14 protein-coding genes are annotated in these 13,699 nt (G+C 41.4%); 4 read left to right on the top strand and 10 right to left on the bottom strand.

Features of this window, described 5'->3' with window-relative positions; all coding sequences use genetic code 11:
• Position 1: 1 nt before the first annotated feature.
• Both V7K84_RS14440 and V7K84_RS14435 read left to right on the top strand, forming a co-directional pair.
• Positions 2 to 376 carry a hypothetical protein gene (locus tag V7K84_RS14440; protein WP_334838980.1) on the top strand — a complete coding sequence of 125 codons (375 nt, stop codon included), beginning with the start codon at positions 2 to 4 and terminating at the stop codon, positions 374 to 376.
• Positions 377 to 770: 394 nt separating this feature from the next.
• Positions 771 to 1,499, top strand: a complete 729-nt coding sequence (locus V7K84_RS14435; RefSeq protein WP_334838978.1) for a hypothetical protein — start codon at positions 771 to 773, stop codon at positions 1,497 to 1,499.
• Between the two features lie 36 nt (positions 1,500 to 1,535).
• Here the strand turns inward: V7K84_RS14435 and V7K84_RS14430 are convergent, their stop codons facing one another.
• The 4 genes from V7K84_RS14430 to surE all read right to left on the bottom strand — a co-directional run bounded on the left by V7K84_RS14430 (position 1,536) and on the right by surE (position 4,672).
• Positions 1,536 to 2,312 (bottom strand): MGMT family protein, encoded by a 777-nt coding sequence (locus V7K84_RS14430; protein ID WP_334838976.1) that lies wholly within the window; start codon positions 2,310 to 2,312, stop codon positions 1,536 to 1,538.
• 18 nt (positions 2,313 to 2,330) lie between these two features.
• The gene (locus tag V7K84_RS14425) at positions 2,331 to 2,990 is read right to left on the bottom strand and encodes a PAP/fibrillin family protein (RefSeq protein WP_334838974.1); all 660 of its coding nucleotides are present in this window, start codon (positions 2,988 to 2,990) and stop codon (positions 2,331 to 2,333) included.
• Between the two features lie 88 nt (positions 2,991 to 3,078).
• On the bottom strand, positions 3,079 to 3,702 hold the full coding sequence (locus V7K84_RS14420) for a hypothetical protein (protein WP_334838972.1): 624 nt from the start codon (positions 3,700 to 3,702) through the stop codon (positions 3,079 to 3,081).
• 289 nt (positions 3,703 to 3,991) lie between these two features.
• Positions 3,992 to 4,672 (bottom strand): 5'/3'-nucleotidase SurE, encoded by a 681-nt coding sequence (surE, locus tag V7K84_RS14415; protein ID WP_334838970.1) that lies wholly within the window; start codon positions 4,670 to 4,672, stop codon positions 3,992 to 3,994.
• A 480-nt stretch (positions 4,673 to 5,152) separates the two neighbouring features.
• Between surE and psb32 the strand changes: the two genes are divergently transcribed.
• Entirely contained in the window at positions 5,153 to 5,890 is a 738-nt protein-coding gene (psb32, locus tag V7K84_RS14410) for a photosystem II repair protein Psb32 (RefSeq protein WP_334838968.1), read from the top strand.
• A 66-nt stretch (positions 5,891 to 5,956) separates the two neighbouring features.
• On the opposite strand, the gene V7K84_RS14405 is transcribed toward psb32, so the two are convergent.
• The 4 genes from V7K84_RS14405 to V7K84_RS14390 all read right to left on the bottom strand — a co-directional run bounded on the left by V7K84_RS14405 (position 5,957) and on the right by V7K84_RS14390 (position 9,126).
• The gene (locus V7K84_RS14405) at positions 5,957 to 6,340 is read right to left on the bottom strand and encodes a DUF4346 domain-containing protein (protein WP_334838966.1); all 384 of its coding nucleotides are present in this window, start codon (positions 6,338 to 6,340) and stop codon (positions 5,957 to 5,959) included.
• Between the two features lie 139 nt (positions 6,341 to 6,479).
• Positions 6,480 to 6,968: a pentapeptide repeat-containing protein gene (locus V7K84_RS14400; RefSeq protein WP_334838964.1), complete on the bottom strand. Its 489-nt coding sequence runs from the start codon at positions 6,966 to 6,968 to the stop codon at positions 6,480 to 6,482.
• A gap of 61 nt (positions 6,969 to 7,029) precedes the next feature.
• Positions 7,030 to 8,211, bottom strand: coding sequence for a GNAT family N-acetyltransferase (locus V7K84_RS14395; RefSeq protein ID WP_334838962.1), 1,182 nt, complete (start codon positions 8,209 to 8,211; stop codon positions 7,030 to 7,032).
• Positions 8,212 to 8,385: 174 nt separating this feature from the next.
• Positions 8,386 to 9,126 (bottom strand): RibD family protein, encoded by a 741-nt coding sequence (locus V7K84_RS14390; RefSeq protein ID WP_334838960.1) that lies wholly within the window; start codon positions 9,124 to 9,126, stop codon positions 8,386 to 8,388.
• Between the two features lie 292 nt (positions 9,127 to 9,418).
• Between V7K84_RS14390 and V7K84_RS14385 the strand changes: the two genes are divergently transcribed.
• On the top strand, positions 9,419 to 11,536 hold the full coding sequence (locus V7K84_RS14385) for an ATP-binding protein (protein ID WP_334838958.1): 2,118 nt from the start codon (positions 9,419 to 9,421) through the stop codon (positions 11,534 to 11,536).
• A 40-nt stretch (positions 11,537 to 11,576) separates the two neighbouring features.
• Here V7K84_RS14385 and V7K84_RS14380 read toward each other — a convergent pair whose 3' ends face one another.
• Together V7K84_RS14380 and rnc are read right to left on the bottom strand one after the other, a co-directional pair.
• A complete protein-coding gene (locus V7K84_RS14380) occupies positions 11,577 to 12,692 on the bottom strand; it encodes a Gfo/Idh/MocA family protein (protein ID WP_334838956.1) in 1,116 nt (371 codons plus the stop codon).
• 190 nt (positions 12,693 to 12,882) lie between these two features.
• A complete protein-coding gene (gene rnc, locus V7K84_RS14375) occupies positions 12,883 to 13,602 on the bottom strand; it encodes a ribonuclease III (RefSeq protein WP_334838954.1) in 720 nt (239 codons plus the stop codon).
• Positions 13,603 to 13,699: the final 97 nt, after the last annotated feature.

Raw genomic sequence — 13,699 nt, 5'->3', positions numbered from 1 at the left:
TATGAAACTTTCTATCTTGATTGATTCTGTATTCATTGTTACTTCTATTGCTTTATTGCCTGGAATCGGTGGCACTCAAATAGCTACTAACAATAGTGGCGAACCTATAGCTATCAATTCTAACAATTCATCTAACGTCAGCTACCTCAAACCCTTTGATACTGTATTTCTAGCTTATCAAAGTAATCTGAAAGCACAGGGTAGTGCTTTGGTATCTCAATACCAAACAGGAAACCTAACTGCATTAAATGTGGTTAAGGCTGCTGTTAACACTAAAAAGTTACCAGCACGAGAAGCTTTGAATGATAAAGGTTATCTCAACGCTGTCGAGTCGCAGCTGACATCAGACAACAGCACTAATGATTTATCTTACTAAGTACAGACTTGCAGAGGTTCGTAATGGATTTATAAAATGCTGTACTATCATCTGGTTGCTTTGGCAAGTAAATGCGTAACCGAGGAGGAAAAGCTGCTCTCTCCACCTAATTACCATCTCATTGGCAAAAATTACTTTGACCCCTCCAACACCTTGGAGGGGTTTTTAGTTGGTGCTACGGTTGCTACTTGCTCCAGCGTCGTCCTATGCACAGTAGCACTGAAATGCTTTCTGCTCCCACAACGGCGTGACTCATCACACTTTTAGAAAAAAGGGACGGCTCATAAATTATTTACTGTTCTATCAAATTAACGTTGTTAAGTTACTCAGCAGGTGTAGTTTTCACCTCTAGGCTGTGTTAGACATTGTGACGCGAAACAGGAGTATAGATACGTTGCTAAAGCTTTCTCCCGAATCTCCTCTATTTATTGTATTAATCATTATTAGTTTTCTAGTAGTAACTTTGTCAACTTGGTTATCATCTAAACCATTCGTTTTAAAACCATTTGGAGTTAATGATATTGTCCAGCTACTCACATTACAATTATTTATTTCTTTGTTGTTAGAGCGTTCTTTAGAAGTTTTTATAACTACTTGGCGCGGCCCATTCGTTGAACAACTAGATATTAGTATTCAGCAAGAAAAAGCTCTAATCTCTGAGAAAATAAAAATTATGGAAGGACAACAGCAACAGTTTCCTTCTTTGGAATCAAATCAAATCAGTGGACTTCCACCAGAAGGAATGAGTTTAGAACAGCAAATCATCCAGAATTTTACACAAAATCAACAAAATTCATTAAAAATTTTCCAGCCACAAATGGATGATATAAATGAAAAAGAGCGCCAAAGAACAGCCTATAAATCTGATACACGAACAATTGCTCTATGGACATCTCTTTTATTCGGTCTTTTAATGAGCGCAATAGGTATTCGCTCAATCGAACCACTTGTAGTTATTGATTTAGATAATCCCATACAAGTAATTATTTTCCGTTGTTTAGATGCATTGTTGACAGGAGGTTTAATTGCAGGAGGTAGTGAGGGAATTCATAAGCTCATAAAAGTTTTTATCGACTTTATGGAAGCTACATCTAAACAAATCAAAAATCAGTCATCATCTTGATAAAACTCTGAATGCAGGCTAATATTACACTAATATCTATTCTAGGTATAGAGTACTATCTTCCCATAGATAATCTTTAATCTCTACAAAATTTTTGTTTAAGTTGCGTAATAAATCTGCTTCAGATAAAATCTGAACTCCTTCCATTTCTAACTTAATTTTTTGTTGGCTCACATAAGTTATCAAATAACCTTTAGAGTCTAATATTCTATGTAACGGATAATCCGCAGCCGAAGTTTTTTTCAGGTATATAGGAATAGCTCTTAGATAACTATTATCTACTCCTATGCCTTTGATTATCTGTTTATATGTAACTACTTTTCCACTTGGAATTTTGATAATAAAATTTAGGAATCGTTTATATGGATTTTCAGATAATGCTGGAAATCGATTAGCTTGAACTTGAAAATTACTACCAACCTTGATTTGACCTGATTTAATAACTACACCTAAAATTCCTCTTTTACTTTGGATGTTTTTTAATGATTTTACCAAGTGAGCTATTCGCTTACATGGTTCGCAGTAAAAAGTTAATCTAATTGCCGCGCCACTTTCAAAGTGTAGCAGAGAGCCAGGGAGAAATTTATCAATTTTTAAACCTTTAACCACGATATTTTCTCGCAATTCTCCTGGTTGAATTGATAAGTTTGCAATATCTTCGTACCTAACAATTAAAACTTGCCTGGGACTTATCGGCTCGGCATTAATATCTCCTTCTATACCATGATTTACCTTTAAATTTAATGTATTAAGCTCTACCATTGCAGAGCCTACTTTTACTTTGCTGAAAAGATGCATGATTGAGAGAGCCATATTCATTCAGCGGCGCAATCAATTTTCATTTGAGGTTGTGAATTCAGGTAAATTCTCAGATTTACTAAGAATAAATAAACTTCCATCTCCCCCACGTCCAATTCTTAAAGTTTCATCTAAGTAAGTAATATCCAATGTGGCAGTTCTGCTAGTAGGATTATTAGCTGAAACAATCTTAAATGGGTTAAATTGGGGAGTATTAATGCCAAGAATTTTTTCAATTGATAGATAGCGTTTATCAAAATAGACGTTGATACGTTTGTTCTGTAGAGGCTCTAAATCTTCTTTGGCTGGCTCAAAGCTAGCTGTAACTTTGACATATCCCGATACTAGTCCCAAAGGATGTTTAACTTTAGCTAGATTGAAAAACAATTTATTTGCAACATCAATCACTTGATAAACTTTACCCAGCTTTAATCCCAATGGAAGAGAAGCTAAAGAACGTATTTCTCTAGCTGTGGAGTATTGCAGTTGCCAAGCTCCTTCTAGCAAAGAAGTAGCGTATAGAAGAGGATTGAGATTGGGATTGACGCTCTCCAGTTCCGTCGTCAATTGTTCAATTTCTGCGACTAAGGTTTTGTCTAGCTGCAAATCGGTAATAGGAGAGCCATCGCTCTTGTTTTGAATATTCTCAAGCTTTGCTTGTAGTTTTTCCTTAATTAAAAGTTGATTAGTCAATGGTTAAATATTTTCCTTTATATATCCTAATTTCTTTAGTTCAACTTCTATGCGGGAAGTGCATAAAAGTTGAATTATCTAGATAAAATTAGTCAATGAGTTGTGGGGTGGGAATTTGCGTATCGATATCCACTTGGGAAAAAGTCGGGAGCAACCAAGTACTCTCACCCGCCTTAAATACTTTGGCAGGTTCAACATTCAATTCAATTGCACCAGTGGCTAGATTGGTTCTAGCAAGAGACTGTGTACCATCGACAAACTTAACGGCGATAGGTTCAGTTAGTTGTTGTGGTTGAGCGTTTGGGCCTAAAACCACTTGAGAACCTGCCGGTAAGTAAATGCCATCGCAATCCCAATCATCATCGGTGATTGTTCCTGCGCCCAGAAAGTAGAGTTGGGTTGGAATTTTTTTGGGTTTATTGGCATAGACAGCCAAAGTCTTTCCAGTTTCATTGCGGCACTGCGCCCGCTTTCTAGCTGTTTCTATGACATTTTTCTGAGACTGCAATTTTGCCAGTTGCTGCTGGAATTGCTCAGGTGTATAGCCAGCTTGCTCAGGTGTATTCTTTACAGTTAGAAGTTGATTGAGTGCCTGAGTTACCTCAGCATAGTCAGCCCCCTTAGTGAAATCCTTACCTGCCCAAGAGGGTTGAGCAATTAGCAGATTCACCATCAATACGAGAGCGACAAGAACAATTTTGAGAAATTGCATATATTTCTCCTTTTTTTGAAATTAGTGTTCAGTACCACTGAAACTTTACCAGATTTCAAATCCTTGAAAATTTTGCTCGCGATCGCACCAACAATACCCATATAGCGTTTCTCTACCCTTGTAAGGTACAGCAACCCCACCCCCAACCCCCTCCCCGCAAGCGATGAGGGGGCTATGATTAGGAAACGCTATAAGATTAATTAATAGCTTTATCAGCTCTCCTCAATGTCCAAATAACTTGTAATAGTCTAAAAGGTGGTAGCAGTTAAGTATTAACTGATGGCTGATATCAAACTCTTAACTGGGTGACGGCGATATTACCGGAAAAACATACATCTACATCGCTGCCAGGAGTGCGATCGCGTTTGCCATATTCGCCTACATAATAGAAGTTATCGCCTTCAATTCGATAGTTCACGGGCAAAGGTTTGGTACAGGCTTGGCAAAATACCACTTCAGGATCTGGCTCTCCTGGTTGCAGATGCGGTAGATTCACATTCCAGAAGCTTCCTGGCTCTAAGGGACGCTTGAGTAAATCCGCTAAAACTTCAGCAGTGAATTTGGCAGCCAGATCCCAATCAAAATCCTGCTTGGCTTTGCGATACTGAGAAATGGCAATTCCGGGAATACCGTGCATCGCGGCTTCTCGCACGGCGGCAACTGTGCCAGAAATATAGGCATCGACTCCCAAATTTCCCCCAGCGTTGATACCTGAAAGTACAAAATTGACATCTGCGTGAATTTGTGTTATGGCAATTCTCACGCAATCAGCGGGAGTACCTGCGATCGCATACTCAGTCTCAGAACGCCGCTGGAGGTTGATAGCACGAGTAGTAGTAACTTGATGTCCACAGCCAGACTGATGATCGGCAGGAGCAGCGATAATAGAATTTTTGCCGTTTACAGCTTTGAGCAGCGCTTGGATACCAGGGGCATCAATGCCATCGTCGTTAGTTAAAAGTATAGTCATGTATATATGATATTGATTTAGCTAAAATATCAGAAAAATGCAGATATGAACCATCACATAGACATCTCTAGAAACTAAATATGCATTGTCTAGAACCCTTGTAGAGAGCTAACAGGATAACGTATTGACATTCTTTTTCACTCAGATATCTAAAGCTACTCGCAGATATGAAAAAATATGGCGTTGCTGAACCAAAATATAAATCATGCGATATGATTTCTAGATGGTTTGCAAATTCCGCCCTCAATATTTGGGTTAATTCCCAAAATGGGCGGTATTTCTTGTGAGTAGTAAGAGGTTTAGCCTCAGGTTAATGCTTGCAACCGCCCTCAGAACAAGTTTGTGTAATCAAAAATCCCGTACAATATACATATTTGCTGGGAATATCAGAAATTTTACACTGAAGAAAATCGGGAACGAGGTGATTTTTGCAGTGGTTCTGTAGTATTTTTGGTGCAAGTCTGTCTTAGGGATCACACGATGAAACAGCTCCTCAAACAAGTTTTTAGCAGTCAAAAATACCTCATCCGGCTAATTCTACCTTTGGTGACGGTTATTTTCGCAGCCTCGCTGTTTGCTACACCTGCTTTAGCCACAGGTGTGTATCAAATACCCAGCCTGACAGCAGGAAATGACACCTGGGTTTTGGATCGAGGTGAAGTGATCAGCCGTCTGAATGAAGGCAAGATTAGCAGCGCTTTTAAGGATTTGGCAAAGCAAACAGATAAGGAAGTCAGAATTGTTACTGTTCGCCGCCTCGACTACGGTGAAACACCAGAAAGTTTTACTAAAGAACTATTTGAAAAATGGTTTCCAACAAAAGCAGCCCAAGCTAATCAAACCTTGTTGCTTCTTGATACAGTTACCAATGGTACGGCCATTATTACTGGGGATCAAGTCAAGCCAATTCTTACTGACTCTATTACCGAGAGTATAGCTACTGAAACAGTAAGTGTGCCGTTACGCAATGGTGACAAATACAATCAGGCATTTCTTGATGCAAGCGATCGCCTTGTCGCCGTTCTCTCTGGCAAAACCGATCCAGGGCCACCCCAGATAACTGACAATGTGCAGGTTGGAGGCACTTTCAAGAAAGCAGAAGAAACCAACCAAGGTAACGCTACTGCTTGGGTAGTAGGATTGTTAATTGCTGCCACCGTTATTCCAATGGCAACTTACTATATCTATCAGATAAATCAGCCCTCTTCTAATGGGTAATGGCAGAGTTAGGAGTTAGGAGTTATGAATTTCTAACTCTTAACTTTTAACTCCTCACTCCTAACTTTAATCTTGAACATACTCTTGCCCTGTAACTAAAGCTACCTCAGCCCGAACAAATTCTCGACCCAGATAAGCTGCATGATCTAATTGAGTTACCAAAGTGGGCTGAGTTTCTTCAAAAATTTTCACGCAAAGTTCTTTCGCCGTTCTGGCGCTAAAAACTGTTGTATGAGTTCGTTCTACCTTTGCTCGCGCTGGAATAACCTTTCCCGTTTCGGGATCGACAGCTAAACCGCGATCGTCAATCACATTTGTAAAATGCTTGGCATAAATTAACCCTGCGTCTCTATCCAAGTAAATAATGAAATATCCACCGGGATCGAGGTCAATATGACGCTGGGAAAGTTTATCATCAATTGCGGCTAAATCTTCAACTATTAAATCCATAAGCATTATAAAAAGAAATTTTCTTTCTTGAGGGTTTTTACACTCTATATCAAGTGTAATTCCTATCTTCCTTAGTCTTCTTGATATCTTTCAGATATTTTTGATTCCTTTTACTTAAAATAAAATCAGAGAATTAGACTCAACTATTCCAAATAGTGCCATCTGGCATGATGGTGTTACGAAAAGTAGTGCGACGCAAATTAGATCCTTCCAAATTGGCTCCAGTCAAGTTAGCTTCGCACAGAATACATCCCCCCAAATCAGTTCCACTCAAATTAGCCCCGGTAAGATTAGCTCTATCGAACCTAGTGTTGGAAAATCTCGCACCTCTAAGGTCAGCGTTGGTCAAGTTAGTAACTCTGAGGTTCGCGTAAGACAATCTAGCACCTCTGAGATCGGCTTCGGTCAAATCGGCACCATCTAAACAGGATTGAGCCAATTGAGTATTGACGAAACTAGCACCCTTCAAGATGGCACGCTCAAAATAGAACTCATCCATTTTATTCCCAGTAAAGTCAGCACCACTCAGGTCAATCCCCGACAAATCCCCGTCCAAGTTGACTCCAGAAAAGTTTCTTTCCCCAGCAGCATATCTTCTAATCAACTCATCACGATTCACACGATCCATAAATATTTTCCTGAACTTATTAGGACTTACGCAGTGATGTTACGAAAGTAGTTCCTTTTCCTCAAGCATTTTTCTCACTAAATGGCAACTCTGCATTAATTGCCTCAATCTGCTGCTGTTCGAGTTGATTCACTTCCTTAATATAGGGACGGATAATTTGTCCTAAACGATTATTGTAAAAGCGGTGCAAACTGTGATTGGGCATAGCGGGGAAACCACGGCGTTTTTTGTGTCGCCCACCCGCACCAGGGTCAAAAAGTTGGATACCGTTAGCGATCGCCCACTCAATCGGCGCATAATAGCAAGCATCAAAATGTAAGCAATCTATTTCTTGAAAACTTCCCCAATAGCGTCCGTAGAGTTTGTCATCTTTAAATAAACAAAAAGACATTCCTAAAGGATGAGAATCATCTTCCTCGCTATATGCAGCAATAAACAAGACTCGATGGCGATAATCGGTGTGTAGCTGCTCAAAAAATCTCCGTGTAAGATACTTGCTACCCCACCAGCCAAACTTATCACAGGTGTCAGCATAGAATTGGTGCATTAAGGGAAACAAAGACTGAGGAATTTGATCCCCACTCAGCGGTTGCAATCGTAAACCTGCTTTCTCCACAGCTTTGCGTTCCCGCTTGATATTGCGGCGCTGATTAGCGTTAAACACCTTCAAGTAATCATCAAAAGTTTGAAAGCCAGCATTTTCCCAGATATAGCTGTGGTGCAGCCAAGTTGTAAAGCCATGCCGTTCCAGCATCGGACGCCATTGGGGATCGACGTAGAGAAAATGACACCCAGAAATCCGATTTTTGGAGCAAAAAGTGTCAATTTCATGCACCATCAGCGCTGTGATTTCATCCTCATCTTCTCCTAGGGCGATTAAGAACCGATAACCTTCTGCTGGGGTAAATGGTGTCATTCCCAGCAATTTTGGGTAATATTGGACTCCGATGCGATCGGCTAACTCTGCCCATTGGTGATCGAATACAAATTCACCAGAACTGTGTCCTTTAAGATAAAGTGGCGCAGCAGCAATCAGCGTTTTATCTCGCCACAGTGTCAAGTGATTTGGCAACCAACCAGTTTTAGCGGTAACACTCTGGGAAGTTTCGAGATTATTCAGCCATTCCCATTCTAAAAATGGCGTTTTGAGTGGCATTGCCAAAGCATTCCAGGCATTTTGGGGTACTTCAGCAATTTTGTTCGTCCAAACGACAGAATAGCGAGGCTTAAGTTGTTCCACCATCTTAGAGGAGTAGGGAGTAGGGAGCAGGGGAGCAGAGGAGCAGGGGAGCAGGGGAGCAGGGGAGCAGAGGAGAAGTAGCAGTAAGTCTTTCCCCTCTGCCCCTCTGCTTCTTGTGCCTCTCTGCTTCTTGTGCCCAATGCCCCATCTCCAATAAATAACTTAACTTAGCGTAATCTAATCTGCTGGTCGTTGCAGGCGATAGTGTAAAAATACCTCTTGCTCAACTGTATGAGCTTCTATGAGTTGTAACTTAGGAGCCAAATCAGGTAAAAATCCTTTCCCTTCGACGGGTGTAGGTGCAGTATTACCACCTAAAATCAGCGGACATACAGTTAGCCATAATTCATCAATTAAATCTAATTCCAGCAAAGAAGCGACTAATTCACCTCCACCCAAGACCGCCAAGCGTGTTATATGTAGAGTGGCTAGTTGCTTCAAGGCTACGAGAATGTCAATTTCTCGTGTTGGTGTTTCAAAAACCAGAATCTTCTCAAATTCTGGAGGATACTCTTGTACTCCGATTCCCAGAGTTGAGTGAAGCGTCTGTAAGCGTTCTTTCCACGAAAATTCCCCTGCTGTTGTGGTGAGTAGCCAGCGTCTAACTGGTTGCTTAAAAAAGTGAATTTCCGGATTAAGGTTTGCAGAGTTTGTAATCACTATATGAACTGGTTGCCGAGGCTTCCCTCCTTGCGCCCGGAGTTGCACTAGAGTTGGATCGGTTACAGTAAGTGTTGTTCCATAAGCATCCAGAGTCCTAGCACCGAACAAAACGGCATCAGAGGCAGCAATTTGTTTTTCTAAGTGCGCTTTATCAACCCTTGAGCCAAACCTAGCAGGCGATCGCTTAAAATCTGCTATCTTGCCATCTGCACTCATTGCTAAAACAACTGTAGTATGAGGACGATGTTGCAACATTAAATTGATTTTATAGTTTTAATATTTACTTTAGTCGTGTGTAGATTCTCAAAAAACCATACCGACAAGCTACTGTTTTATCATTTCACTACTGTATTGATATGCAACAAAAATCGCTTCTACATCTAGCATATACGAGTTTTGGTATACCACGTTTCTTTTTGAATTATAGCAATTTGTTATTTTTAAACATTGAAAATAAAATTCTGATAATTTAATAAAATGTCTCATCTAGCTGATTTAATTGCATATCTTTGGTGTTGTAGATTGCAGGTGCAAAGTGAGACACTTGATGACTAATTCCCGCCAATCTTCCTTCCGTCGAATTTTAGTAACCAGAATATTGCTGCTGTTTGTTCCAGTTTTACTAGTAGGGGAACTTGTTGCCTTGAATAAGGCACGTACTAGTATATTGAGAACTGCACGGCAAAACTTAACAGAAAGCGCCATCAGTAAAGGGGAGAGAATTGGTGATGCGATCGCAATCTTAAAAGCTAATTTGCAGAGTGTAAGCAAAACAACGGTTATTCCGTCGGGTTCGCCTATAAAAGAGCAAGAATTCCTCACGCAGTTAAGGCAACAACTTCCAGGCAGTATTGAGTGCATCCAATTAACAAATCTCCTAAACCACAAGATAATTGCCAGTAGCTGTGGGGATCGAGAAATTGGAGAATTGAGATTACCTTTGCCTAGTGATGGGATTGATGTCAAAGCAATCTTCCCGCCAAAGGCAGGAACGACTGGAAAAAGAAATGCACAAAATCAACTGCAAATAGTTTTATCTGCACCAGTTTCCGATAGCCGAAAAAATTTAATTTACAGCTTAAGTATTCAGTCTGCATTGTACCAACAAACCAGAAATCCGCCGGGATCGCTCACTGGTGCTATGGTAGTGATTGCTGAAGATGGCACAATTTTGGCACACCCATTCACAGATTGGGTGGGAACTAATATCACTCAGCACCCTCATGCTTCCCAAATCAAAAGCATAATTAAAAATGCAATTACGGGAAAAAACGATTCGATAAGTTTATCTTTTAGACAGGGAGAAGAATTAGTTGCTGGCTATACAGTTATTGCAAATCCACTTACTCAACAGCAACAGCAAAAATGGATAGTTTTAGCTGTTAGTAGTGTCGATAATGCGCTGTTTGGTTTAGAAGAAATCAAATTAATTCTGATCGTTCTGACAGTTGGTTTGATTGGCGCAAGTTTGTTAGCATCCCTATATTTAGCTCCTTACTTAGCCCGTCCTGTAGAAGAATTGCGAGACTATGCTCTCAATATTCACTCTCACCATGCCGCACAACCAGTTCCGCACAATTTTCAAATTCGGGAATTCAATCAACTGGCCCAAGCATTAGACCAAATGGTAGAACGGCTGAAAGCTGGATCGGAAGAACTGGAAATAGCTTGGAAAGAAGCAAAAAGTGCTAACCAGATTAAAAGCCAGTTTTTGGCTACGACTTCCCATGAATTGAGAAACCCATTAAATATTATTATTAACTGTATTCGCTTGGTTGAAGAAGGCTTATGTGATGACCGAGAAGAAGAAATGGAGTTTCTCAAACGTGCCGATGAAACAACGATTCACTTGCTAGGTATTATTAATGATTTACTCGATATTTCTAAAATCGAAGCAGGTAAGCTTTCAGTTATTTCCACGCCTCTTGACCTCCGACAACTATTGTTAGAGGTAATTAATTTACAATCAGTTAATGTCCAACAAAAGGGCTTGCAATTGAAATGTGAGTTAACTTCCAAAGCGATCCCAATTAAGGCAGACGCGGGAAAACTGAAGCAAGTGCTGATTAATGTTATCGGCAACGCCACCAAGTTCACCGACACCGGCAGCATCACGATTGCTACAGAAATTCAATCTAGTAGTGTGGTAATAGCTGTCAAAGATACAGGTATAGGCATCGATCCGACTCAACAGCACAAACTATTTCGCCCCTTTGTAATGGTGAATGGCACTACAACACGTCAGTTTGAAGGTACTGGACTGGGACTAGCGATTTCACGAAACTTAATCGAACTCATGGGAGGAAGTATTACTCTTGAGAGTGCGGGACTTCATCAAGGTACGACACTGAAAATTACCTTACCTTTGATTGATATCTCGCTGTTAGCTGTTCCAAATCAAGAACCAAATGTCGGAGATTTGGGATTCTCCTCTGGGAATGAGCCAGTAAAGGCAAGCCGCTACCCCAACCTACAGGAGTCTGGGGGAAGTCCGTCTTTGGGGATCGACAAGTCTATAAAAGTAGAGGTAGACAAAGAAAAGTTCCCGAAGTCCCAGTTGCTCTTTGGAAATGAGACTTGCGAGATTCGTCTTTCGCCCCTGCAAACTATCTTAGTAAGTCTTCCAAAAGCAAAAGTTTGTGCAAATGGGACTTTCAAGACGTAATTTAGTCAAAAGTCCATATTCATCACTACTCCTGAAACTTTTAATCCTTGACGATGCGATCGCTCAAAAAAACAGGTTTACCGCCTTGGCTAAGAGATAATGTTAGAGCAGCAAGAATTTCTACTAACTCAGTGCCTACCCAGCCAGACGAAATCTCTGAGGGAGTATTGTTGAGAATAGAGGCAACAAAGCACGAGCAAACCCGCCCCAATGGTTCTCCTGGCTCTAATTCCAGCACTATCTGCTTTTGATTAACAGGAATAAATTGATTGCCTTGCTGTTCAAACTCTCCATGTAGCAGGGTTAGGGGTGATGATATTGACATTTCATCAAAAATCAAGCTGCCAAGACTACCCACAATCCCCAGGCGTCGCTGTTTATCAGGATTCAGCCAACACAAATGAATATAAGCTTGAAAGCCATCTGGATATGTCAGTGTCAGCCATACTAAATCGGCCAAACCTTGAGGCAGAGCAGAATCTGTATATGGACTCACCTCTACTCCCCTGCTCCCTCGGTTACTGAGCGCAGTCGAAGTATGCCCCCCTGCTCCCTGTAGCCACACCGTACCCGTTGCTTGTACTTGCACAGGAATTTGACCCAGCCAAGCGTTAAATATAGCAATATCGTGAATAGCTAAGTCCCACAGCGCATCAACATCTTGCCGAACAGGCCCTAAATGGGTGCGCGTTGCGTAGCCATAGCGTAAATCACCTAATTTACCCGCTTGTACTACAGTTTTTCCTCGCTCAACCGCTGGATGAAATAAATAAGTGTGGTCAACCGTTAGTATTAAATGACCCTGTTCTGCTAACTGGCAAAGTTCCCGACATTCTGCGGGATCGAGAGTTAGGGGTTTTTCTGCCAAAACATGGTATCCCTGTTGGAGAGCGTCTTTAATTAAAGCATAGTGGGTGGTAGCAGGAGTTGCGATCGCCACTCCTGTCAACCCTGGCACTGTCTTTAAATCCTGCCATTGGGTTGTTAATAGTACATTTTCATCTAAGTTAAATTGCTGCTTTACCGCCGCTAATCGTTCTGGATGGGGATCTACTACAGCAACTACATTTACTTGAGGATGTGCTAAAAAATTCCGCAACAGATGCACTCCCCAACGCCCAACTCCGATGACAGCAATATTAATTTTATTTGTCATTTGTCATTTGTCACTTGTACTGAGTTTCGACTGCGCTCAACTACCGCGTTCGCGTAGCGTCTCCTAGAGAAGCCGTTGGCGCAGCCTCTCGTAGAGAAGTATTTGTCATTAGTTATTTGTATACAAAAGAAGAGGGACAAATGACCACTGACAATCAACTGATTATCGACTAATTCCCCTTCTTTTAAGCTCAGGGTATTTGCGGATTAGGAATTGCTAAAAAAGCTACTTTAGCTGCGGCTTGTTCGGCAGTTTTGATCGATCGCCCCTTACCTTCTCCGAGTTTGTTTCCGTGCAGCCACACTTCAGCCAGGAAACGTTCTTGATTGCGATGTGGTTGAGTTACTTCTATAACCCGATATTCTGGTAAAACTTTAAATTGCGCCTGAGTCCATTCTTGGAGAGCAGCTTTGTAATTAAGTCTGGCAGGATCGAGGCGAATTTCTGTGGCTAGTTGGTGGAAGTGGGGATCTAGCCAAGAGCGAATCAATTCCAGATTTTGAGTACTTAAGTAAAGCGCACCCAAAACTGCTTCAAAGGCATCTGCCAGTCGTGACTCTAGACCAACTTTATCAGCGGTAGCACTACCAGCGACTAGTAAGTATAACTCCAAACCATAAACTCTGGCCAATTGGGCGAGGATGCGATCGCTCACCAATACCGAACGAATTGCCGCAAAATCCCCTACTGGACAATCGGGATAATTTTCCCATAACACAACAGCCGACACTAGCCGCACCACTGCATCGCCAACAAACTCTAGCTGTTCATAATTTGCCGAGTCAGAGACAGTGGGATGAGTGAGCGCTAAATCCAGCAATTCCCACTTTATAGGTGCTTCTAGCGACAAACCTAATTTTTGGACTAAACTTTCGAGCTGCCGTTGGCGGCGTGGATAGGCAAGGGGCATTACATGATAAGGGGAAGGGGGCAGGAGGGGCGGAGGGGCAGGGGAGCAGGGGGGCAGGGGAGCAGGGGAGCAGGGGAAGGTAACTAGCTATTTATAC

The organism is Nostoc sp., assembly GCF_036917315.1.
GTDB lineage: Bacteria > Cyanobacteriota > Cyanobacteriia > Cyanobacteriales > Nostocaceae > Nostoc.
The sequence above is the reverse complement of the archived record's forward strand: the minus strand, read 5'-3'. Positions and strand labels throughout refer to the sequence as shown.